Here is a 23171-nt window from a genome sequence, read left to right as displayed (position 1 = left end):
GCTGACATCTATCAGGAATCTGCCCACCAAGAAGCTAACAAGGCCATAAAAAAGGTTACGGATAAACCAAAGTAAAAGGGGGATATCGGGATGGAAAAAGCAATCGAAGTAAAAGGACTGCAAAAATCCTACAAGCAGCATCACGTCTTAAAGGGCGTGGATTTCGAGGTGGAAAAGGGCAGTATTTTCGCCCTGCTCGGCTCCAACGGGGCGGGCAAGACAACGGTTGTCAAAATCCTCACCACGCTGCTCAAACAAGACAGCGGAACCGCCACCGTAAACGGATTCGATGTTGCGTCGAAACCCGACAATGTGCGGCAGGCGATCAGTCTGACCGGGCAATTTGCCGCCGTGGATGAAATTTTGACCGGACGGGAAAATCTGATCATGATTGCCAAGCTGCGATACCTCAAAAATCCGCGTCAGGTTGCGGATGACTTGCTTAAACGCTTCGGCCTGACAGATGCCGCCGACCGCAGGGCGTCTACTTATTCGGGCGGTATGCGCCGCAGGCTTGACATCGCCTTGAGCCTTGTAGGAAATCCGCAGATCATTTTCCTCGACGAGCCGACCACTGGGCTTGACCCCGAGGCGCGCATCGAGGTTTGGAAGATTGTGAAGGAGCTGTCGGATGGCGGCACGACGGTACTCCTCACCACGCAGTATTTGGAGGAGGCTGAGCAGCTTGCCGACCGAATTGCCATTCTGCATGAGGGTAAGATTCTCGCGAGCGGCACGCTCGCGGAGCTGAAAAAGCTGTTCCCATCCGCAAAGGTGGAGTATGTTGAAAAACAGCCGACATTAGAGGAGATCTTCCTCGCAATCATCGGCAAAAAGGAGGCTATGTAAATGGAGACGGCAAAGAAGCACTTTTTTAGCGATATGGGCGTTATGCTCGGACGTTCCATGCGCCATATTTTCCGCAGCATGGACACCATCGTCACGGTCTGCATCACTCCGATTGCGATGATGCTGCTGTTCGTCTATGTGTTCGGCGGCGCCATTCAAACCGGAACGGATAACTATGTGAACTACCTGTTGCCCGGCATCCTGCTTATTGCAATTGCCAGCGGTGTAGCCTATACGTCTTACCGCCTGTTTTTGGATAAGCAACGAGGCATATTCGAGCGGTTTCACACTATGCCGATTTCACGTTCCACCTTACTGTGGGGGCACGTGCTGACCTCGCTGGTATCCAACGCCATATCGGTTCTCGTCATCATTCTCGTAGCGCTCGTTATGGGCTTTCGTTCGTCGGCGGGGATCCTGCCATGGCTTGCCGTAGCCGGCATACTCATGCTGTTTACGCTGGCATTAACTTGGGTCGCGGCGATTGCCGGGCTTTCCGCAAAATCCGTGGATGGCGCAAGCGCCTTTTCCTACCCGATAATCTTCCTGCCGTTTATCAGCTCGGCGTTTGTACCGACAGAGTCGATGCCGCGGATCGTTCGCGCTTTTGCCGAAAACCAGCCGGTGACCTCCATAGTGGAATCCATCCGTGCGCTGCTCTCCGGACAGCCGGTGGGCCATGATATTTGGGTCGCTCTTGCGTGGTGCGTCGGGATTATGCTCGCAGCCTATTTCATTGCAATGAGGGTGTATAAAGAGCGGGTGTGAAAATACGGGTGTCGTGATAACCACTTTGATGATATATCCGTTTCCAACTTCCTGCAGTCTGCATCAACAAGGAGCTGTCTTTGAGACAGCTCCACACTATAGTACTCCTTGAAACCGAACAAGGGCAGTGCATACCGGCCGATGCCATTATGCGCTGCCCTTGTTTGTTTCCGTTCTGAAGCGGAGCCGTTAGAAGCAAGTAAACGATGCGATGAGATTCAGGTCGTACCCCGCGTACATCCAGAAAAATCCGTTCCATTGAAAGCCGGCGATGGAATTTCTGCCTACGAAGATAGGGAAATACCAGAACTGATGGCCACTGTTAAGCCAAATATACGTATTGCGGAACAAGCATCTGCGGATGCCCCCCGGATCGACGGCGAACGCTGTAAACTGCGGCCGCGGCGGAACGAACTGCGGCGGCGGCGCGGTAGGCGCTTGAAAGCCGGAAGGTCCTGGCGGCATTGGCGGACCGGGCGGGCCCGGTGGCGGTCCGAACGGTGGAAGTCCGCCACCCTGCGATCCCGGCGGTCCGAACGGTGGAAGTCCGCCACCCTGCGATCCCGGCGGTCCAAACGGCGGTAGTCCGCCGCCCTGCGATCCCGGCGGTCCAAACGGCGGTAGTACGCCGCCCTGCGATCCCGGCGGTCCAAACGGCGGTAGTCCGCCGCCCTGCGATCCCGGCGGTCCAAACGGAGGCAAAAATGACATAGCGATTCACTCCTTATAATGGTTGTAACCATGTACTCATGATAATGAGGGCGAACGTCTATCTGCGTTGCTGGTGTATTGTATGCGGACGCCTATTCAGGAGTGATTTGTACGCTAATACGAAAACGGTCAAATTTTTTGAGCTCTTATGCCGATTGTTAAACGCTGGCGTAATTCATGTTCGATCCCCCCTAATAGCAAAACCGCATTCCGTCTTGAGCATCGTTCCCATACTGACATCCAATGGACTGAATCCGGCAGGAGAAGGAGGATTCCAAATGATCCCGCAGGAAAACTGGAAAATGTCCCGTCAGACTGCTCATAAGCTAAATGAACATGAAATATGCGGAAATACCGCCAATTATGGAGGATGAGCGGAACGGCACAGTTTGTTAGTATAAAAGAATCTTTTGAACTACCCCCACCTAAACACTAACGCGTTTTGAGATGAGGGATTCCTGGGTAAGCCCGCCCAATGGCAGATAGCTTGACCAGGCTAGCTCCGCGGTTCCCGCGGTCAGGGTTGCGATAGCCGCAAGCCGAGCAAAGCTGGCTTGATGGGAAGGCTTTCCCTACCATGATGACGCTTCGTCCGTACCATACCGCCTTGTAGACACATGTCACATCCGAGAAGGAGGAGGAGACATGAACCGTTATTATTATTTTGACAATTTGAAGTTTGTCCTTGTTACGCTCGTGGTTATCGGCCATGCTCTGGAGCCGCTGTATGATTCAAGCCTGGCGGCGAAAACCGTGTACAACCTGATCTACTTTTTCCACATACCGTTGTTCGTTTTCGTAACGGGTTACTTTTCCAGAAAACTGGATAAGCTCGGTCCGTTTCTTATCCTCTATGTCACGTTTCAAGTCCTTTACACGCTATTCGATTATGTTCTGAATGACCGGGCGAAGCTCGACTTTAACTTTTTTCTGCCTTATTGGTTAATGTGGTACCTTCTTGCCGTCCTTTTATGGAAGTTGGTTTTGCCCTACTTTACGAAGTTGAGATCCCCCATCTTGATTGCCAGTTGCCTCTCCGTACTGGCAGGCTACGCCGCAACGGATCTTGGCTATAACCTGGCCTCATTGAGAGCCATCAATTTCTTTCCCTATTTTCTGGCCGGCTATTATATGAAGAAGGAATATCTGGAGTACCTCTATCGGCCATGGATAAGAATGACCGCCGGGTTCATTCTGCTCTTAACCGTATCTATGCTTTACGGGTTCGGACAGGATCTGAACAGTCAGTGGCTCTGGGGCAGTTTCAGCTACAAGGATCTCGGCCATACGGAATGGTACGCAGGTATATACCGTATTGGCGCAGCAGCCGTGACCGTTGTGTTGTCCGTTTCAGTTCTTTCCCTGATCCCGACAGGCAAGACACGGGTCAGCGAATATGGTACCCGAACAATCTATCCTTACTTGCTGCACGGTTTTATTGTTAAATATGCGGAACATCTCGATATCTACCGGCATATCCGCACCGGTCTGGATCAAATCATACTGGTGCTACTTGCAGCTGCTCTAGCGGTTATGTTGTCCATGAGCTGGATTGAGCAATCCATGCGCTTCTTGTTTCGTCCCAACCTGTCCTTTTTGTATAAAGAAAAGGGGTCGGGCACTACCCGCACCCGATAAACATACCCGGTAACATGATCTGTTAAAATCTGCCCGGCAAAAACCATTTTGATATTGTCAGTAAGCTAAAGAAAAACAAGGAGCAGCTGCCGTAGCAAACTGCTCCTTCCCGAGCTTATCCAGAACGGACAGCACCTCGTCCTCCACTTCGCGGCTCCAAAGTGAATATTCAGTTTCCATCGCGGTGAGCGGGTGAACCGCATGTGCGCGGCCAATCTGATCGCAATAACGGCTTGGTTCCGGCGTCCCTTCAAGGCGCGGCCGACCATCCGCTCGTTGCCGCCGAACTTTCCTTCCATAAATCCGTCGCCGTAACTATCCGCCGTATCGAACAATGTACGCCAAGGTCAAGCGAGCCGTGAATCGCGTGTACCGACTCTCCATTGTCCGGCGTCATCATCGTGCCAAGGCCCGGCGCGATTTCAGATAATCGCCCAGTGTTTTGGCACGGGCGCTGTTCATGTCTATGCTTACAATTTTATCATTCATGCCGTTTTGGTTAAGCATTGGAATCACCTCCTACGATCGTCTTCCATGCGTTAGAGCCTTTCATGCAACTTCCGTCCCCGCGATAAATTCATGAAGCGACCCGTTAGCTACAGCAAATGAGCGACATTAGCCAAGTCTACTAATTTGAATATCCCCTCTTTGCAATTCACTCTTGTTATTGAGCACTCAGCGACCAAATTACTTTGCTCCACAATAAAATTCGGATGCCATTTTCTCAATTCATCCTCGGTCATTACATTTACCAAAAAATCAGTGATGAGACCGCCGTGAGTAACAATGATAATGCTATCCTGCGGATGTTCAACTGATAATTCGAATAAGCAAGCAGATAAGCGCTCACCTGCCTTCCTCGCAGAATCACCAGCTGGCGGGGACAAATCTCTATCCCGTGTACATCGTTCCCACATCTCAACAAACTCCTCAAATGTTTGTCCAGGCAGATCTCCCCAGTTGGCACGCTCACGCAGACGTATATCCTCTGAAATGGTTGTCTTTGTTGCTTCTGCAAGAAGTTGAGCCGTTTGTTTAGCCCTTTTAAGCGGACTGCTAACGATTTTATTTATCTGCCTATTACGAAAGTGGCGTGCAGTCCTTTGAGCTTGCAGCATGCCTTCAGCCGATATAGCGACATCTTCAATTCCCTTTTCTTTTTTAGCGTGTCTGACAAGGTAGAAATCTGTGTTCATAGCGCCAATCCTTTCGATATTTAACGTTTGTCTAATTTAAAGTTTATCTAATTTAAATTATACATTCACTCTCTATTGCCGGCAAAATATAATTTTTATCGAAGCTGATAAGGATCTATCTTGCTTGCAGCCTGGCATACAAGAAGGTAAAGTGAAATGGATGTAGACGCATCTCAATCAAGGAGGATACCCAATGGGATTAGGGAAAAAAGCTGTGTTTGCGGATCAACTCGCCCTTTGCCACAATGAGAAAGGCTGGTTTCCCACAATCCAGGATGCCCTGGAGGGGCTGGGTTTGGACCAAGCCGCATGGAAAGATGGAAGCCAGCATTCCATAGGAGAGCTTGTAACCCATCTAACGTATTGGAATGAACGCCATCTCAACCGATTCCGGGGAGAGGCCGTAGACGAGCACCATGGCAACGAATCTACCTTCGAAACAGCGGCGGCGATTACAAGTGAAACCCAATGGAGGGAAAGTGTTGAGCGCCTGTATGAAGTGCTTACGGACTGGAAGAAACAGCTTCTCGAATGCGAGGAAGCTAAATTGGAGGAAGCGATTCCCGGGGATCCTGATTCGAGCTGGTGGGAACTGCTGTCTTGCCTAACCAGTCATAATGCCTACCACTTGGGACAGATGATCTTGATCCGAAAGCAGCAAGGCCTGTGGCCCAAGAACATCAATTCATAGACCCTCCAGTATGCTTCATCCCGGTGTTCAAAAAAACGAGGCTGCCATTCTATGCCGGCAGCCTCGTTGCGAAAATTGTTAAGCCATAGTTACCGACTGCTCAACAAATGCCATTTTCTCCATTGTCAGTCTTTACGACGGGCGACATGAAGAACAGCGCCCCAGTGGCGGCGAACCGACTTTTCTGGACGTCTATGAAGTCGAACTCGGATCTCGTTGAAGAGCTTGTCGCGTTTCCATTCCTCCATTAGTATGTGTCCGGAGAAGGTTTCGAGTAATTTAATGTACTCACCAGCATGATAAATGCGCTCCCAATCGAAGTGCCGTATGTGAACAACCTCAAACAGACCGCTTTTCTCAATTTCATCTCTTTGCTCGTGAAGTTCCCCCGGTCGCGGCCAGTCGTTGTCGTCTACCGATTTTCCCTCGCCGATCTCATAGTAAACGTTTTGAATTTCACGGAAGAATGGGTCTCCACCGTCTGTAAATACGTGATCAGCGTTCCAAAATGCCAGGTGTCCGCCGGGACGCAGGACCTGCCATGCCTTAGTGTACCGAACTTCAGGATCAACCCATTTCCAAGCGGTTGCGGCGAATACCAAATCAAACCCGCTCTCCGCCTCAGGTTTCCAGTCCTCGAAGCTTCCATTGATAATGTCAACATCCATTCCGGCAAGGTTTTGACGGGCAACTGCGGCAAGCTCAGCGCCAAGTTCCACGCACGTGATCTTAAATCCACGCTTGGCTAACGGGAGAGTAGCCTTTCCTGTAGCACAGCCGACTTCCAACAAACAATCGCCAGGATTCAAATTTGCCGCATGGATTAAATCATCGAATATTTCTTCCGGGTAATCCGGACGCGCCTCCTGATAAAGGTTCGCTGCTTGTTCAAATGAATGGCGCAATTTTTTATAATCGTTCTTCGAGTTCATCATTTGCCTCCTTAACGTTACTCAACTCTCCTGAGGATATAACCCCAATGAATAATGCTTAAAATAAACAATAAGGAGCAGCTGCCGCGGCAAACTACTCCATATTGTGAAACTAAAGTACCCGCTAGCTCAACGAGATGTATGTTCGTATGGTTTGTTTACCTTGAAAATCATAAGGAATCACATCAGATTCGATCAGTTTCTGTGACATGCTCCAACCACTTAGAAGTGGGGGCTTCCCAGGACTTACTACTAACGTAGTTATCGTTATTGGGCTATTCCCGCCTGTCCGGCGGTTCTCTACGCGTCATGCTAGGTTTAGCATCCTCATTCCTTCTATCTGAATGTTCTCGGCTGCGTTTTCATCTTTTACCTCGCTCGGACAGTTTATAGCCTAGGAACGTTCTAAACATACCGTTTCCATTATCCATCGTTGCTTTTCCGAGGGATAATTGTTGCGACATCTCTTTCATGTTCAGGTCTTCGATGGCTATTGCATCCCATTTAGAATTCATGGCAAACCATCCTTTCTATGGAATTATGCTTGATATAGAAAGGATATCCTATTTTCCCATTTTGGGGTATAGATTCTTCTTAGCTTGCTAGGCATGTGGTATTACCCCAACAAAGGAAAAACTAAGAGGACTGTCTCCAGTAGAATACCGGCTACAGCCCCCTGTTTCAGCATAAATAAAATGTCCAACTTTTTGGGGTCAGTTCAATTTGATCGGCGGGCTTTTTAATTAATGGAATAAATCACGGCGAGTAACGGATACATTATCCATGTCGAAATGGAGGATTGGAAATGAATAGGACACTAATTCCACTGATTAGTCCAAAACAGCCAAAACAATGTAAAGGATGTATTTGGGGTAATTGGGACGGACTCAAACAGTTTTGCCCTAGATCGAAATGTGTACGCGACTGATCGCATCTTTACCTTGGGGTCTTAGGAGTAAAAGGTTTGAATTTGCTACAGGATGGAAGTCCAAAAACTTAAGCTCATTAAATGAGCTTCCTATAACTTTGCCATGCAGGCAAATGTTAGACTTTGATCGCTTCAGTTTCTTATTCATTCTACACAATTAGGCCTCCTGAATTTGCGGATATAAGAGTGTATGTCTGTAGAGTGTGACTTGTCTGTACGATTGACTAAAAGCTGAGTTTAAAAGACTAAATCTAGTTATACGCCTATGAAACAAAAAAGCCCGCTAACCTTCCGGTCGACGGGCTCCATCAAATCTAATAAAAGTTAGCATAGCAAATGTTGCTGATTCTCAGCAGCATCCAAAAGTAATATTTATCTTCTTACCTTTTTTTACTAGCAGGCTTACAGATAAATGGACCGACAGGTTTATTCGACAATACTCTTGAGGCGTTCCGAACATTCCTAGCAAAAACTAACGGACGTTGGATTGCCTCCCAATGGATATACCATATGTTCGGATTTGTAAATAACCAATGGTTGTGAACAGCCGTTATTTTAATACCTGCCTTACGTAGTTCAGAGATAAATGGATTTATCTCTTTTGTGAGTACAACAGACTCTCCAAGACATAATGCCCTGCCATCCGCACCCACACTCTCGAAAGAAATGCCAAAGGGAAGTGTAAATAAACCCTTAGAGCGTCTGCCCAATATTTTGACCTTAATATTAGTGCGTAACCTAGTTGCCACACATACCCCATTTACCACTTGAGCTTGGCCACCAAAAATTTCTGCAAACCGTCTACATAGTGGACTTATACTCATATCTTATCACCTTCCTTTGTCGGATAAGACATAGTATTTAAGGGTGATACATTTAGTAACGGTGTTTTCATTAAAAATAAAAATTGTGTTCATTAACCAGTACAATCAATAGAATCTCTTAAATATCCATAATGAGACTAACGGTCTTCTTGGACGGAGAATAAACTGCCGCTGCCACTTTTCAACTATCATCTCCCGTCGAAATAGGCTATTAATCTGTAAACACACAAATAAGACGCAGAAGGTTAGCATCCTTCTGCGCCTCATTTGTCAACGTACTGTCAGCCGCTGAAGAATATCCATGTAATAAACAGTCTCCCTGCTCATATGATCGGCAAGCAGCGGCGGGAAATTCGTTTGTTTGGTCGGGATAGTACAGGTTGTAATATCGTACAGAACGCGTCGTAAATAATTATTAAAATCAGTGGAAATTTTGATTCCGTTGCTTGCAAGAGCCTCGAACCCTGAACCACTCTGTTCCACCATCTTGGCTTGCTCGATTTGATTAGCAAATTCCTGTTTGTAAAACAACGCCGTTTTACGATAATTCTCCTGTACTTCAGGCCGGAATGACATCGATAAATGCTCGGCGTGTTCCGAATGTATCCTGGAGAAAAACTCAACCTCCTCAACCCCTACTTTAAAGAGCTGTGCCGGGCTGAGCCGATGATACAGAAGTCTCGGAACTGTTTCTGCAGGTATCTGACCGTCCGGTATACCTAAGGTTTGCCGATTTCTTGTTACTTTCCCCTTGGAACGCTCCAATGTGCCGACGAAACGGTCAGCTTCCCTACGTATGTGATCGACTAGGATAGCGGGCAGGATCGCTAAAGCTTTGCATTCCTCAAGTAATTGAAACAAGGTTCGCTTAAATTGAATGAGATGATTCACCATCACAATCGTTCGTTCCCGTAATTGGAACAAAATTTCAACAGGTGCGTTAGATGGCGTTTGAATGACTTCCCGATGAAGTGATTCCAGTTGCACGGAAAATTGGTCCGCAATACGGAAAAATTCTTCTTGATTCGGGTTCGGGTCGAGACCCAAACGAATAAATTTCGCGTGTTCGCTCATCAGAAGGACCCATACTTTCATCTCTTCTAAAGCCGCTACCAATGATTCCCGAAGGAATTCAGCTTCATGTACACCACCGGTTTCGATTGGATTAGAAGATGGTGTGGCAAAAGCCTGCAGGTTTTGTGACATCCCAGAAATGTAGTCCATATTCATGTATTCACTCCAATCTTATCAATAATATACATAGCATAAGCCTATTTTGTTTTTTCATTATTTGTGCTAGTCCAAGAAAAAAATTCTCCAACTAGGTCACACGCGTTTATCAAACATGCAAAAAAACGCTTATACTCGACCTAAGCAGGGGGAAATCCTGATCGAAGGTCTATTTTATGACAAGGCAACTTCCCGTATAGTTCATATGTACAATAATTCTAGGAGGTTTTATCGCATGACAGAAGCCGTCTTGCAGCTTCGCAACGTGACCAAATCGATTGGCGGACGTAAGATCGTCGACAATCTTAGCTTCGATATACCCGCAGGCGAAGTATTCGGATTCCTCGGACCGAACGGTGCCGGCAAGACGACAACGATACGGATGATTGTTGGCTTGATATCGATGTCGAAGGGCGAGGCCCTCATTAAAGGCGTATCCGTCCGCGAGCACTTCGAGCTTGCCATGACGCATGTAGGAGCGATCGTCGAAAATCCGGAAATGTATAAATTTTTGACCGGCTATCAAAACCTTGTTCATTTTGCTCGTCGGCATAAAGGCATTACGAAGGAACGGATCAAGGAGGTCGTTAAGCTTCTCGGACTTCAGAACCGTATTCATGAGAAGGTGAAGCGTTATTCTCTCGGCATGAGGCAGCGGCTTGGCGTCGCGCAAGCGATTCTCCATCGTCCATCGTTGCTCATCCTTGATGAACCGACAAACGGCCTCGACCCCGCAGGCATTCGGGAACTGCGCGATTACTTGCGGAAGCTGACGAGAGAAGAAGGCATCTCCGTCATCGTCTCTTCCCACCTGCTGTCCGAGATGGAGCTGATGTGCGACCGGGTTGCGATTATACAAGCCGGCAAGCTTATCGATATTCGCTCGCTGCAGGAAGCTCGCGATTCGATACAGTCTAAGATCGTTATCGAAGTCGGCGATTTGCTTGCCGCTCAGCAGCTGCTATCCGCCATCTTCGATGTTACTCGCATTAAGGAGAACGGAAATCAGCTTGAAATTGCGGCTGACAAAGCTGCCATCCCCGATATTACAAGGCTGCTCGTAAGCGCGGAGATTGACGTGCTCGGCATTCAAACGGTGCAGAAATCACTGGAAGAACAGTTCCTGGAAATTACCGGAGGTGAGATGGTTGTCTAGTTTGTCTAGTCTAATTCGAAACGAAAATATGAAAATATATCGTCGTCCCCGTACATGGCTTATGATCGCCTTCCTCATTTTATCGATCGCGTTGATGAGCGGCATCATGAAGTGGGACTCAAGCCAAAATCATTCGCGGGACTGGCAAAACGACTTAACCGAACGGAACGCCAGCATGCAGCAGGAGCTTCAAGAAAACAAAGAGCTGTCCGAAGAAGATATCACGTACTTCACGAATGAAATCATGCTTAATGAATACTATTTGGAACAAGATATAAACCCTGACGAATTGTCGTTGTGGAACTATGTAAGTACATCGTCATCTTTAATTATGTTGGCGACGATTCTGACCGTCATTATCGCTGCCGATATGATTGCGGCCGAATTCACATGGGGCACGATCAAGCTGCTGCTTGTCGGTCCGGCTTCGCGTACGAAGATTATGATAAGCAAATACATCGCCACCCTTGGGTTCGCGCTTCTGCTGCTCATATTGACCTTTGCGTCTGCTTACGCGGCCGGCGGTATACTTGAAGGCTTTGACGGAACAAGCCAAGCAATGCTATCGATAACTGATGACGGCGTTATCCAGGAAAGCTCCTATTTCTTGAATTCGTTGGAGAAATACGGTTTCTCGGTCATATCCATGCTTATGTACGTAACGATGGCTTTCATGATTTCGTCCGCGTTCCGCAGCTCTTCGATGGCCATTGCCTTCTCGCTTCTGTTCATGCTGGTCGGCAATACGCTATCGGCGCTTCTCAGCGGCTATAGCTGGGTCAAGTATTTGCTCTTCTCCAACATCGATCTGACGCAATATATGAATGGCGCGACGCCGCTAAGACCGGAAATGACGCTGACGTTCTCGATTATGATTCTTGTCGCCTACTACATCGTATTCCAATTCGTAGCTTGGCTTCTGTTCACAAGACGCGACGTCGCCGCTTAAGGGAAATTCCAACACTTTTGAAGGAGGAGGAATAGCCAGGATGTTTTACGATTTACAAGGCGAAGCCAATATGCCGCCAATTACGGGAATATTATATTCCGCCGTGAAAGAAAATAGCCAACGACTACAAGTAATTACTGATGGCATGCCGCAAGAAGAAGTAGATTATAAGGGGCCCAATAACAAGCATAATAGTACCGCTCAGCTTATAAAACATATCATGTATGTTGATCTTAATTGGGTTTATAGAATGAAAGGACAACCGCTCCCTCATTCTTTAAAAGAACAATATGGACCCATGATAGATGCAAATAATAGGCTTCCGATGGTCGAAGGGATGTCTTTGAACACACTGATGTCTAACTATGAAGGTGTGTTAATCATGTTGAAAGATACATGTACGCAATTAACAGATGCCGATCTAGATAAAGTTGTCACTTTTGGTCATGAAAATGAAAAGCAAGCAACCATTCGCTGGGGATTATGGCATATGGCTGACCACAGCCGCTATCATCAGGCTCATATTAATCTGCTTAGAAAGTGGTATAATGAACAATCTCTTTCAAATTAAAAGGGACCAATGTTCAAAATTGAAGCCGTTATTCGTTACGCCAACGGGGAACGATGGCTGAATAGACGGGACAGCTGCGATGATGCAGCTGCCCCGTTTTTCGATTCAAGTATGTTCTTGTCAATTCTTACTTCCCGGCATGCCGGCTATACCAATCATTGGCTTCTTGCAGCACTTGGGCTCCGCCGGCCACCATAAACTCCTTAACGAATGCGTCGAAGTACTCCAATGGTTTGTCGCCTGTAATGATAGAGATATAGGCTTTGTTTTTTTGCTTTATTAATTCAGGCGCGTATTTGATTAGCGAGGGAGTCGCTGCCGTAAGCGCATTGTAGATTCCGTCCTGATCCAAGCCCAAGGTTGCAGCCCATTTCTCTCTTCGTTCCGCAGCCATAAGGGGCGCAGATATGCCTAACCCGGTGCCGATCGTGTTCTGATAGCTGAACGTCTTGTCGTAGGGAGGCAGCAGAATAACATCTTCCTTGGAATCGCTAGCCCACTGCCAATGCGTTCCCTGGATCCCATACTTCATCGAAGCAGCTTCATCCGGGTCGGGATTAGCGCTGACATGGTCAAGGATTTGAAGGATCATCTCCATCTTGCCCGGTTCTTTGGCGGCGTCGGCTCCGATCGCCGCGAAGCTCATGAGCAAGTCGTAAGCCTTGGAACCCCGCTTGCCCTCCGGTCCGCTAAAGGGCTGCCCAAACACAATTTGGGCATGCGGATTTATAGCGGATAATTCCTTTACGTTAAATGTCGCTTCTACGGGAGTCTCCTCGCCATTTGAATCCCATGATTGATAATCGCCGTCTTGAATCCAATGATAATAATTGCCCATGGAGGTCATGCCGATTGCTCCATTGATAAAGGAATGGGAGAGATGCTTGTAGCCTCCCTTGTTCTCCCCGGTAATAAACTCCGGATCGATGACGCCGTCCCGATACCATTTGCTAAGATATTGCAGCGCCTCCTTCATCTCCGGCTGCAAGGCGCCGATGACCAGATCCTGTTCCTTTACTCCGAAGTAGAGCTGGTCTGCGAAGACGATTTGCCCGAAGGCGCCAAAGACGACGTTCATCCCTTCGCTGGACAGGCCGTAAGTATCCTTGATGCCGTTGTCATCCGGATCCCCATTCGCGAATGCATAGATCACCTTCTCGAACTCGGACAACGTCTGAGGGACCGGCAGACCGAGCTTGTCGAGCCAATCTTTGCGATAGACGACGGGGATGCGATATTTGTTCGTAGGATTAATGACGGGAATGCCGTAATATTTTCCATCGATTTTGCCATAACCCCGATAGTCGGGCGCGTTTTCCCGGATAGCCTTCGTCAGGTTCGGAGCGTATTTCTCCAGCATCTCTTCCGGAAATTCGGCCAGCACGCCTTGCTGTTGATATTTGAGAAGATCCTGCGGTTGTCTGATCCTGAACAAATCGGGGATCGAACCCTGAGCCAGCTTCATGTCCAAGAGCGCTTCATACTTATTGTTCTCCAGATTCCAGAATACCAGATTGACATTGAATTTCTGTTCCACGTACCGAACCATCTCCGCGTCTTCGGAGACGGGAAGGTTCTGATGCATGGTCCACGAGATATCGTACCCCGGGGCGCCGGAAGTTGCGGGGGCCTGCAGGTGTTCGGCTTCAGAGGGAAACATCGAGATCCCCGCATAGCCGCCGACCACAATGCCTGCCAATACTGCAACCATAAGAAATATGAACATGCCGCGCCGCAATCCCTTTTTTTCCATGCTACAACTTCCCTCCCTTATCGTCAGGCCCTTGCTTCCGCCTTAGTCAAAGCGGCTACGCTTGCTTAGCGATGTTGCGCGAGTAATTGCCCGGCGTGCACCCATGCATTTCTTTGAACTTCTTGATAAAATAAGCCGCCGTTGCATAGCCGACCGTATTCGCAATTTGTTCGATCGTCATGTTGTTTTTCTCGAGCAGGGCTTTGGCCTTCTCCATTCGCTGACTGGTGACATAATCGGTATAGGTGACGCCTATCTCTTCCTTAAATAGCTTGCTTAAATATTTGGGACTGAGAAACACCTTCGTGGAGACCGCTTCAAGAGACAGATCCTCCGAAAGATGGTCATGGATGTATTGCTTAGCCGCTTCAATACTTGCGACCGCTCGCTCGCTATTTCGTTTCTCCATATAAGCGATGACGGCAGTTGCCGAATCCATTAGCCAAGTTTGAAAAGAACGGACATTGTGCAGCAAGGCGTACTGGTTATACAGATCCAGGTTCTCCTGCTCGGGGTGCTTGTATCGAACACTCTTCAAATAATCGGAATAGACGAATACGGTATTAACTAGAATAAAGCGGCAATGATCGGCCGAATACATGCCTTCCCTCATAGCGGATACCAGCTGCTCTACAGCTGCTCCGAGCTCCTGCGGCTGCCGGGCGTGCAATTTATCTTTGAACTTCGCCAGAATGGCTTGCGGAATTTCATCCGGGCTGTTCTCCCGGTCCAGCAGCTTGCGATCCTTCAGAATAAAGGTCTCCGGCAGGAAATAAGCGTATTTCATTAAAGTTTGGGCCTCGTTGTAGCTCTTATGAACATCGGTCATCTCCTGCACCCAACAACCCCATGAGATTTGGACATCCAAGCGGAACTGCTCTTTGCTCTCGGATATTACAAATTGAGATATTTGTTCCAGAAGATTGCCGCTCTCTTGATTAGCGCAAGCAATGATGACAACCTTCTTGTCCGGAAGCGCCTCGGCCATAATGCGGCTATCCGGCAGGGACGCAGCTTCCAATTGGTTGATGATCCGGTACACCGCATATTGCATATTCCTGGAGCTTAACCTGGCAAATGCTTCGCTCGAATCCAGAATCAAGCAGCAGTAGCGATTGTATTCGCCCGAGAAGCCTAGAAACTGGCGTTCTTCTACCCATTCCTCGGGCGTATAGCAATTGCTGAGCAGGTTCAGGACGACATTATGCTTAATAACCGAGCTATTGGCCTCCAGCGTCTCTTCCAGGCTGTTGACTTTATCATTCAACTTGACGAAAGCCGAGTCGATCAGCCCGTACTCATTGGTGATATGCTCGGGGGCATGGTCCAATAAGCCTTTTATTTTGACCGTTAACCGCTTGATCGGGCTGTAATTCGCCTTGGCCAGAATCCCGGACAACACGATGCCGATCAGAATAGCCAACAAACAGATGCCCAGGATCAGCTTTTGGATGAAAATCGATTTTTCATAGAAAGAGCTCGAAGGCTCGACGCTATAGATTTTCCACCCGGTCGATGGAAGCGTCTGATAGGAAACGACGTGCGAGGACTTATCAATCGTACTGCTATAGCTCCCAGCCTCCTCCCTAATCATGCCGGAGTCATAGTCGCCTTGAAAACCTAACTTCCCTTTATCCGCATCCGATATCGTGTTACCGGAACCATCCAAAATAAACGTGCCGTCATATTGCGAAGGCATCATATTGCGAATAATCGCGCTTATCGCGCTTTCCTTCACGTCAACCGCAATGATGACGTCGCTGTTCTCGCCTGACGCTTGGAATGGATAGCTGTGCGCGTAAGTCATCAAGGCATCGCTTCCGCCGCCTTGCAGATTGGAGTAAATATCTTGCGGAACCAGGCGGGTCGGCGTCCAAAGGCTGCTCTGCTTATTGCTACGCATCCCGTCGATCCAGTCCGCCAGGTAGGCCTTGCGGCTATCTTGGCCGGCATTGAATTTCAGCCCGTAGAGCGACGATAGCATGACATTTTGTCCGGGATAGTACAGATGTACCGCTTGCACGACATCCGAGTTGCTGATGACCTCCGATTTAAGCAAATCTTGCAGGTCAATCACTTTGCTATGATTGTTCTGAAAGGAAGAGTCGGCGAACAGCCGTACGTTTGCGTTTTTGTTAAGAGAAATATCCAAATAAATTTGCTGGGCTCTCTGGAGTACTGCCGTTTCAATCGTCTGAGCCGTGTTCTCCAGAATCAGCTGGTTTCTGTCGCGCAGCTCTTCCTTATAATTTTTCGAGAAATAAATATAGAAGATAGAGCAGAGCAGGAGCACGATGACGAGCACAATGGTTATATAGGAAATGGCCAGGTTAGCAAATACGGAATTCCGTTTTTTCATGTCTTTCCCCCATCCCTCTAAGAGTTTCCCGAATCTCTGTACTTCATTATCCTGTATGTATATTAAACGAATGTAAAATAGCATCCTCCTTTTATTAGGCGAGTGTAAAATAGTATCCCCATTCCTCCCAAACTGATATAAAAGGGAAATTGTCATATTGATGCCCGGCACGAACCGATGTTACATTGAGACCGATTCCGATCGCTTACGGAAAGGTGATGCGGCGGAACGGCACAGGCCGTTCGCTCTTTCGCAAGTATCGGTTCAAGATAAATAATGTGAGGAGTAGATCCGATTTGAAGTCCAAATCCAAAAACAAGCTGTTATCGGTTACGATGGGCGTGTTGCTGCTGCTAAATCCCGTTGCCGGCAATATTGCCATGGCGGCGCCGGCCGACTCTTCAGTGGGGCTGCCCGAGGCTCCGGCATGGGGACATTTTGTCGATAGCTACAAGAACAATTCCTCCGCTAATAAGACGGTCGAGTCTAACCCGACGATCGGATTGCTGTCTAAGTATCTGGATCTCTGGACGCCGGGATCTTCCTGGGACAACGGCACCAAGCTGAACAGCGAAGTACTGGACGCCAACATCCAGTATGTGGCCGATCTGGCCGAAACCCGTACGCCGGAAGAGGAGATCGCAGCTTATTACGACGACCGCCGCAACCAAACCTATGGAGCCACTGACGGTCTTGGTTCGCTGGCGGACGTGTACCGCGAGAAGACAGGAACGTTCACTACTATTACGAGCATCCCGGACGACGCCACGACGGTGAAGTACAGTGACGGGAACGGAACCAATAAAGGCGGAAATTCGGACTCCGAGCTCGGCAAGATGGTCGACCTGATCGGCACGCTGCGCGGCAACTATGCTTCGACCACGCCGGCTAAAAACTTTTACAATTATATGCGTCCATGGCGTTGGCTTGATACTTCTGTCATTGTGCCTACGCTGGTTCCGGTGAGAAATACCACCACCCCGGAAACGGATGGCGGCTTCCCTAGCGGTCATACGAACGCCTCGTATCTCGCCTCGCTGGCGCTGGCCTATACAGTGCCTGAACGGTTCCAAGAGATGCTGACCCGCGCTTCCGATATGGGGAACAGCCGGATCGTCGCCGGCATGCATTCGCCGCTCGATGTTATGGGCGGACGCGTCATGGCTACGGCGCTCGCAGCTGCTACTCTGGCGGACCCGGATCATGCGGAGCTTAAGCAGGCCGCGTACGACCAGGCCCATGACATCCTGTTGAAAGAAACCGGCACGGCGGAAGATCGATACAGCGATTATAAGAAGAATAAAGAGGCATTTACCGAACGCTTGACCTATGGCTTCTCGCCGATCGCTTCCACGACGGAAGATATGACGGTTCCGAAGGGCGCCGAGGTGCTGCTGGAGACTCGCCTGCCTTACTTGAGCGACGGGCAGCGCCGCGAGATTCTGGCGACGACCGGCCTGCCGTCCGGCTATCCATTACTCGATGATCCGGAGGGATGGGGACGTCTAAATCTGTTTGCAGCGGCAGACGGCTATGGCGCCTTTAACAGCGACGTTACCGTGACGATGGACACCTACAAGGGCGGCTTCCATGCAGCCGATAGCTGGCGGAACGATATCGCCGGCGCAGGCAAGCTGACGAAGAAAGGAACCGGCACCTTAAAGCTGCTGGGCGGCAACACGTATTCCGGAGGCACCGAACTTTACGCCGGTACGCTCGAGGGCGGTTCAGCCACAGCCTTCGGCAGCGGCGATGTGCTCAATAACGGCGGTACGCTTACAGAGAATGTAACGGGTAAGATAACCATTGGCGGAAGCTTCACCCAAGCTGCCGAAGGTACGCTGAAGCTGAACGTGGCCAGCGCGGGTGATGTGCTTGAGGCTAGCGGCACGGTCAATGTGAATGGTACATTGCAAGTGATTCTCACGGGCGACTACAAGCCAAGCAATGGAACCGTCACCCTGATCAGCCATGGCGCCAATCAGCGGGCCGGACAATTCGCCGATGTCCAGATTACCGGTTTGCCAAGCTCATACAAGGCTCAGGTTGTTTACCAATCCGACAAGATTGTGTTGACTGTTTCTGCTTCGACAGGCCCTGATACGGGTCCAGGCCCTGGTCCGGGTTCTTCTAACGGTACGAATGATACGGAAACCGAAGGCACACAGGAGCCGGAGACTACTGTGAATCCGTTCCAATCGAACGTGATTAGCCGGGAAGCGGTGCTGAAAGCGGTGAGCGACGCTATCGCCGCAACGAATAACGGGAACAAATCGTTCAGCGATACCGGCAATCATTGGGGCAGCAGCTTCATTACGAAAGCAGTCAAGGTAGGTATCATAACCGGTTACGAGGATAGTACGTTTCGCCCGAACGCGTCTGTCACAAGGGCGGAGTTCGCCGCCATGATTTCCCGTGCATTCGCGCTGGCTCCAAAACCAGGCTCGGCCGTCTTCAACGATACGGGCTCTAATTGGGCCGTTGATTACATCGGCGCATTGGCCGATAAAGGAGTCATAACCGGTTATGCGGATAGCAGCTTTAAACCGAATGAACCGATCTCCCGTGCCGAGATGGTAGCGATCATTGCCCGCGTACTGAATCTTGACGTGTTGGCGGCCGTCGAACCGGCAAGCTTTACGGACGTGAGCGGCAACCACTGGGCAGCGAATGAGATTAAGCTGGCGTCCTCGGCTAAGCTCGTGCAAGGGATGTCCACCTCTTTATTCGCGCCTAACAGCACGACTACTCGCGCTGAAGCGGTGACGCTCATTATCCGCTCTCTGGAGAGCGACAGCTCGATCAAGGCGTTAATGGAAGGTTTGTAAAAAAATTTCCTAAATAACAAAAGAGAGAGAAATGACTCATTTGACGATGTGTCATTTCTTTCTTTGCCTTATTCCGTCCAAACTATTGAAGCAGCCCTACCCCTGTGGTTGCTAAGTATGAAGCGAAAATCAAGTCGAAGCTCTCTAGGAAAATCGTTCACAGATCGGGTCTCTGAAAACCGGCAATGGCGTTGCTTCTGTATGACAGTCGGAAATATACCATAAAAGAAATAACTATCCCCGGAACGCAAGTACTCCAAGCAGCGAGCTAACTCTGGTCGATCACATTTCTTTCCGGAGACCTTTCCCTCGAAAATACGATCACACCCGGAAGACTTCAAAGAATCGATTTGTAAATCCATGGACTGATCGGAAGCCGAAACACGTGCATAGCGGTTAGGAGGTGCAGAACTATTCCATCGAACGAATCTGCCAATGTATATACCAAAGCTACTTAATATGAGAACGACGATCACAAAGATCCAACTAGTAATGACTCCAAATGATATTCTCACCAAACTCTGCACTGAAAAAAGTGAATATGATCCCAGTAAGACCCCGAGTATAGCGATAGTAAATAAGGTAAATAAATGCTGCCAAAACACTACATCTATCCAAAATCGTTCTGTAGGGTCAAAGCTGTACCGCACGAATACATGAAGTAAATCCGTCACAAGGTATGGAGCATTGGGAAAGAAAAAAAACCATGTAGCGCCGATGAATATGAACATTACTGCACGGACTATCTTGTGGGAATAACAAAATATTAGATCTAAAATTACGGCAATTCCAACCGTTACCCATGCAAGAAAAGTATCCCAAAAGATAAATAAATAAGGTCTTTCTCCTGATGGATATTGGATGTTATAGACACTTATTAAACTAATCAAAGTAGCAACGCACAGGACTATAATAAGATATCTTCCTTGGGTAATACAGAGATTTTAGCTTTTCCAAGATTAACCTCCTGAATAACCCCCATAAAAAGTAAGTTGCCCGAATTTCTCATAACGACTTTACAAACTTCGCGAATTTTCCGTATGTGAGGTATTCGCGAAGTGAATTAAACTATCCTGCCCTTTCGCTTAGTCGTGTGTGGAATCAGAAGTAATTTCTTCTATGACAGCAATAGCCTTTGATTTCGATAAGTTTATGTACTCGATAATGTCATTAAAATTATAGACTTCAAGTTCGCAATCCTTATTTTTTTCTATATTTCAAAATCTTCGGGCGGACAAGAATGCAGAACGGGTATGTGTCCATAAATTCGCATTTGCGATGGGACGGACAACTCGCGCCAGCAGGCCGGGCGCATCTCCGACAAAACGTCCTAATCTAAGGTGTGCAGACTGCGGAGGGATGGACGAATCCCGAGCAGGATCTAAGTTGTAACGAGCGGCAAGCGCACGGAAGCAGCCTTCTAGCGGCTCCATATGCGTATTGCTCTTCAGACGTGTCACGAACAGGATATCGTCCAAGCAGTAACGATCAAAGGCCGCATAGTCAATGTAGCCGCGATCAAAGATATACGTGACGCCGGGTTCATGAACGAGTTCATTCATCTGGGTACGGTCATTTTTCTTGGCCGTCGTTACGGTTGCTTTATCTGGAATGACGCCTTGCTCATCCACAAAAGCCAGCCGCATATGGATTTTAATGCCTGCTTTCGTCTTGCGAAACTCAGCCCACTTGAATTTCTGCAGACACAACGTCACCGTTGTCGTTATAGTGTTAGCCAATCAATGCTCATGCGCTAAAATATGATCTTCTCAGCATCTGATATGATTTGATTTAGCATCTCTTCAGTGATCCCGGTTTCTTTTTCAATCACTTCTGTATTCAGTTCCAGCGCTTGCATATGCTCAATAAATTCTTGTTTAGTCAACATACCTTTGGCGTGCATCGAGGCTGACTCTACCTGTTTCTGCTTTTTGAATTCCTCAAACTGGTGACGCTTCTTCAACTTGTCGACAGACATTGCAGGGAATATGGAACAATCAAAGTCAATAGAAGTGAATATCGATAAGACATCACCAATTTTAAAAATTACGCTTAGTGAGAGTGTGTTGTTTCCACCTAATCATAAAATGTTCGCATAGAAGCAACATTTAAAACAATCGAATCGCTCTCTGGATTAGACTCCATCGCATTAACATCGATTACAAGTAATGAGAAAGGATCTGACAAGGATATTAATAATGCTGCGTTTGGCACATACGATTCAACCTTTGACCTTCGCGCGGAAAGATCGGGAAAAGGAGATCGTGTATATACGATAACTTATACCGCAACAGATAAGGCGGGCAATGTTGCGAAGGGCACTGCAATTGTCACTGTCCCGAAGAAACATAATCATTAAAGCAGCTCACCGCAAAGCCGACAGTACCATGTGAAAGACCGATAATGCATCAGGATAAGGATCAAAAGCCATTCTCAAAAGCCGTTCTAAAGTTAGGACGGCTTTTTTAATAGTTCGCCTTTCGCTGATCGGCCCGGATGGCCCGGTCACGCTGCTGGAGACGTTCGAGGGCCGCCGCCAACCGGTCGTCTACTTTAACATGTGGCACACCGACAGCCCCGCCGCGGAGCAGCGCGAGGGCTGCACCTTCTCCACGACCCACATCAACAAGCTGTCCTATCTGAACTCGCGTCAGGGATCATAATTTAATTCGACGGCGAATTAAACTTATTAATGTTATATAATAATGTACAGTAACATAAAACTCCGAACTTTGTGGCATATGTCAATCCAGTCATATCGGGCATTTTTTTGATTCCAAGTTCGTATGATTGGGTTACGTATGATAACTCAATAATACGAACTTCTTCGTTTTATAACATCTAATTGCAAACTTTTGCGAGAATTCATACAATTGGAATAGATTACTAGAATTATAGAGACTGAATTGTAAAATATGGATAATAAGCAACGCCCCAATAGAAAAGATAATTGTTTGACAAACGCAAACAAAGCGAATACTATATTAGAAATACCAAAAACGATGAACCGGAGAAGTAACCGGAGCGCGCAGCGCACAGAGAGCCGTCCCATGGCTGGGAGGACGGCGGCGGCGTCCGGAGAAAGACACCGGCGAGTTCTGCCTGAACGATCGCTTCGCGCGGTTCAGTAGGAGCGGACGCGTCCCCAGCGTTACGGGGTTCGAGCTGATCGCGCCGCATAAGACGCGATAAACAGGGTGGTACCGCGAGCTTTCAACCTCGTCCCTATTGGGGACGGGGTTTTTCTGTTTTTCGGAAACGACGGGCCTGGGAGTAATGGTATAAGCAGCGGGGGATCATTTAGGGAGGTGATGCACATGGACGACGGCGATGATGACGATGACAACAACAACTTCGTACTACGCAGTACCCAATTTAATAAAGGGAGTGTTACTCATGGAAACTCATTCAACCAAGCAAGTCCGTGTGCTTTGCGCCCATGTCTTCGAACATATGGGGCATCCCGTAACCATACACGGATGGGTTCATAGCATTCGCCATCTCGGCCAGCTTGCCTTTATGCACGTGCGCGACCGGAGCGGAATTATACAATGCGTCCTCGAAGGGGAGCTCGCCGAAACACCGCTTAGCCTGGAATCGGTCGTCTCCGTAACCGGCACTGCTGAACATGCGCCTAAAGCGCCCGGTGGAATCGAGATCCGCACGGCGTCGGTCCGGTGCATCAGCGCCGCAGAGCGGCTGCCTTTTGAGATCAACAAAAAGACGATCAGCGCAAGGCTCGACACCGTGCTCGATCACCGGGTGCTGTCGCTCAGGCATCCGCAGTT

23 protein-coding genes and 1 other annotated feature are annotated in these 23171 nt (G+C 48.4%); of the genes, 11 read left to right on the top strand and 12 right to left on the bottom strand.

Translation table 11 applies throughout. The features are described 5' to 3' along the window. Positions 1-90 precede the first annotated feature (90 nt). The gene (locus H581_RS0109800; protein ID WP_028609841.1) at positions 91-849 is read left to right on the top strand and encodes an ABC transporter ATP-binding protein; all 759 of its coding nucleotides are present in this window, start codon (positions 91-93) and stop codon (positions 847-849) included. After that, positions 850-1617 carry an ABC transporter permease gene (locus tag H581_RS0109795; protein WP_028609840.1) on the top strand — a complete coding sequence of 256 codons (768 nt, stop codon included), beginning with the start codon at positions 850-852 and terminating at the stop codon, positions 1615-1617. A 189-nt stretch (positions 1618-1806) separates the two neighbouring features. On the opposite strand, the gene H581_RS37060 is transcribed toward H581_RS0109795, so the two are convergent. Both H581_RS37060 and H581_RS39640 read right to left on the bottom strand, forming a co-directional pair. Further along, complete coding sequence (locus tag H581_RS37060; protein ID WP_028609839.1) at positions 1807-2328, bottom strand: hypothetical protein; 522 nt, start codon at positions 2326-2328, stop codon at positions 1807-1809. Between the two features lie 432 nt (positions 2329-2760). Next, positions 2761-3039 carry a zinc ribbon domain-containing protein gene (locus H581_RS39640; protein ID WP_156889546.1) on the bottom strand — a complete coding sequence of 93 codons (279 nt, stop codon included), beginning with the start codon at positions 3037-3039 and terminating at the stop codon, positions 2761-2763. Between H581_RS39640 and H581_RS0109780 the strand changes: the two genes are divergently transcribed. Continuing rightward, positions 2974-3966, top strand: a complete 993-nt coding sequence (locus tag H581_RS0109780; protein ID WP_028609838.1) for an acyltransferase family protein — start codon at positions 2974-2976, stop codon at positions 3964-3966. The two genes, H581_RS39640 and H581_RS0109780, sit on opposite strands and share 66 nt — an antisense overlap. A gap of 203 nt (positions 3967-4169) precedes the next feature. Further along, the gene (locus H581_RS39635) at positions 4170-4328 is read left to right on the top strand and encodes a hypothetical protein (protein ID WP_169507485.1); all 159 of its coding nucleotides are present in this window, start codon (positions 4170-4172) and stop codon (positions 4326-4328) included. Between the two features lie 234 nt (positions 4329-4562). Here H581_RS39635 and H581_RS0109765 read toward each other — a convergent pair whose 3' ends face one another. Further along, positions 4563-5162 carry a histidine phosphatase family protein gene (locus H581_RS0109765; RefSeq protein WP_028609836.1) on the bottom strand — a complete coding sequence of 200 codons (600 nt, stop codon included), beginning with the start codon at positions 5160-5162 and terminating at the stop codon, positions 4563-4565. Between the two features lie 193 nt (positions 5163-5355). Between H581_RS0109765 and H581_RS0109760 the strand changes: the two genes are divergently transcribed. Beyond that, positions 5356-5853 (top strand): DinB family protein, encoded by a 498-nt coding sequence (locus H581_RS0109760; protein WP_028609835.1) that lies wholly within the window; start codon positions 5356-5358, stop codon positions 5851-5853. A 125-nt stretch (positions 5854-5978) separates the two neighbouring features. Here H581_RS0109760 and H581_RS0109755 read toward each other — a convergent pair whose 3' ends face one another. The 4 genes from H581_RS0109755 to H581_RS0109735 form a co-directional block, all read right to left on the bottom strand. Next, positions 5979-6788, bottom strand: a complete 810-nt coding sequence (locus tag H581_RS0109755) for a class I SAM-dependent methyltransferase (protein ID WP_245599998.1) — start codon at positions 6786-6788, stop codon at positions 5979-5981. Between the two features lie 359 nt (positions 6789-7147). Then, a complete protein-coding gene (locus H581_RS37810) occupies positions 7148-7300 on the bottom strand; it encodes a hypothetical protein (protein ID WP_156889545.1) in 153 nt (50 codons plus the stop codon). A 793-nt stretch (positions 7301-8093) separates the two neighbouring features. Then, entirely contained in the window at positions 8094-8537 is a 444-nt protein-coding gene (locus H581_RS0109740) for a DUF1259 domain-containing protein (RefSeq protein ID WP_028609833.1), read from the bottom strand. Between the two features lie 270 nt (positions 8538-8807). After that, entirely contained in the window at positions 8808-9767 is a 960-nt protein-coding gene (locus H581_RS0109735; RefSeq protein WP_028609832.1) for a DUF2935 domain-containing protein, read from the bottom strand. A 235-nt stretch (positions 9768-10002) separates the two neighbouring features. On the opposite strand from H581_RS0109735, the gene H581_RS0109730 reads away from it, so the two are divergent. Genes H581_RS0109730 through H581_RS0109720 form a run of 3 tightly spaced genes read left to right on the top strand, consistent with a single transcriptional unit; the run spans position 10003 to position 12443 of the window. Further along, complete coding sequence (locus H581_RS0109730) at positions 10003-10923, top strand: ABC transporter ATP-binding protein (protein ID WP_028609831.1); 921 nt, start codon at positions 10003-10005, stop codon at positions 10921-10923. Next, positions 10916-11872, top strand: coding sequence for an ABC transporter permease (locus tag H581_RS0109725; protein ID WP_051250620.1), 957 nt, complete (start codon positions 10916-10918; stop codon positions 11870-11872). Before H581_RS0109730 ends, H581_RS0109725 begins: the two co-directional genes overlap by 8 nt. Positions 11873-11912: 40 nt before the next feature. Then, the gene (locus H581_RS0109720) at positions 11913-12443 is read left to right on the top strand and encodes a DinB family protein (RefSeq protein ID WP_028609829.1); all 531 of its coding nucleotides are present in this window, start codon (positions 11913-11915) and stop codon (positions 12441-12443) included. Positions 12444-12570: 127 nt separating this feature from the next. Here H581_RS0109720 and H581_RS0109715 read toward each other — a convergent pair whose 3' ends face one another. Together H581_RS0109715 and H581_RS0109710 are read right to left on the bottom strand one after the other, a co-directional pair. Then, positions 12571-14196 (bottom strand): extracellular solute-binding protein, encoded by a 1626-nt coding sequence (locus H581_RS0109715; protein WP_028609828.1) that lies wholly within the window; start codon positions 14194-14196, stop codon positions 12571-12573. A 55-nt stretch (positions 14197-14251) separates the two neighbouring features. Next, positions 14252-16555, bottom strand: a complete 2304-nt coding sequence (locus tag H581_RS0109710; protein WP_028609827.1) for a helix-turn-helix domain-containing protein — start codon at positions 16553-16555, stop codon at positions 14252-14254. 296 nt (positions 16556-16851) lie between these two features. Between H581_RS0109710 and H581_RS0109705 the strand changes: the two genes are divergently transcribed. Next, complete coding sequence (locus H581_RS0109705) at positions 16852-19383, top strand: S-layer homology domain-containing protein (protein WP_036718329.1); 2532 nt, start codon at positions 16852-16854, stop codon at positions 19381-19383. A gap of 68 nt (positions 19384-19451) precedes the next feature. Here the strand turns inward: H581_RS0109705 and H581_RS39630 are convergent, their stop codons facing one another. The 3 genes from H581_RS39630 to H581_RS0109695 all read right to left on the bottom strand — a co-directional run bounded on the left by H581_RS39630 (position 19452) and on the right by H581_RS0109695 (position 21286). Then, positions 19452-20273 (bottom strand): DUF1361 domain-containing protein, encoded by an 822-nt coding sequence (locus tag H581_RS39630; protein ID WP_084134528.1) that lies wholly within the window; start codon positions 20271-20273, stop codon positions 19452-19454. A gap of 327 nt (positions 20274-20600) precedes the next feature. Further along, positions 20601-21122 carry a transposase gene (locus H581_RS36350; RefSeq protein WP_051250617.1) on the bottom strand — a complete coding sequence of 174 codons (522 nt, stop codon included), beginning with the start codon at positions 21120-21122 and terminating at the stop codon, positions 20601-20603. Between the two features lie 14 nt (positions 21123-21136). Beyond that, positions 21137-21286 (bottom strand): hypothetical protein, encoded by a 150-nt coding sequence (locus H581_RS0109695; RefSeq protein WP_156889544.1) that lies wholly within the window; start codon positions 21284-21286, stop codon positions 21137-21139. A gap of 526 nt (positions 21287-21812) precedes the next feature. Here H581_RS0109695 and H581_RS39455 point away from each other — a divergent pair. Further along, positions 21813-22046: a DUF899 family protein gene (locus H581_RS39455; RefSeq protein ID WP_084134527.1), complete on the top strand. Its 234-nt coding sequence runs from the start codon at positions 21813-21815 to the stop codon at positions 22044-22046. A 330-nt stretch (positions 22047-22376) separates the two neighbouring features. Then, positions 22377-22613: a binding site (T-box leader), on the top strand. A gap of 166 nt (positions 22614-22779) precedes the next feature. Next, a partial coding sequence (locus H581_RS33545) for an OB-fold nucleic acid binding domain-containing protein (protein ID WP_036718326.1) occupies positions 22780-23171 on the top strand: 392 nt, incomplete at its 3' end.

This window comes from Paenibacillus harenae DSM 16969 (assembly GCF_000422465.1).
Lineage (GTDB): Bacteria > Bacillota > Bacilli > Paenibacillales > Paenibacillaceae > Pristimantibacillus > Pristimantibacillus harenae.
This window is presented reverse-complemented; position numbering and strand designations above follow the sequence as displayed.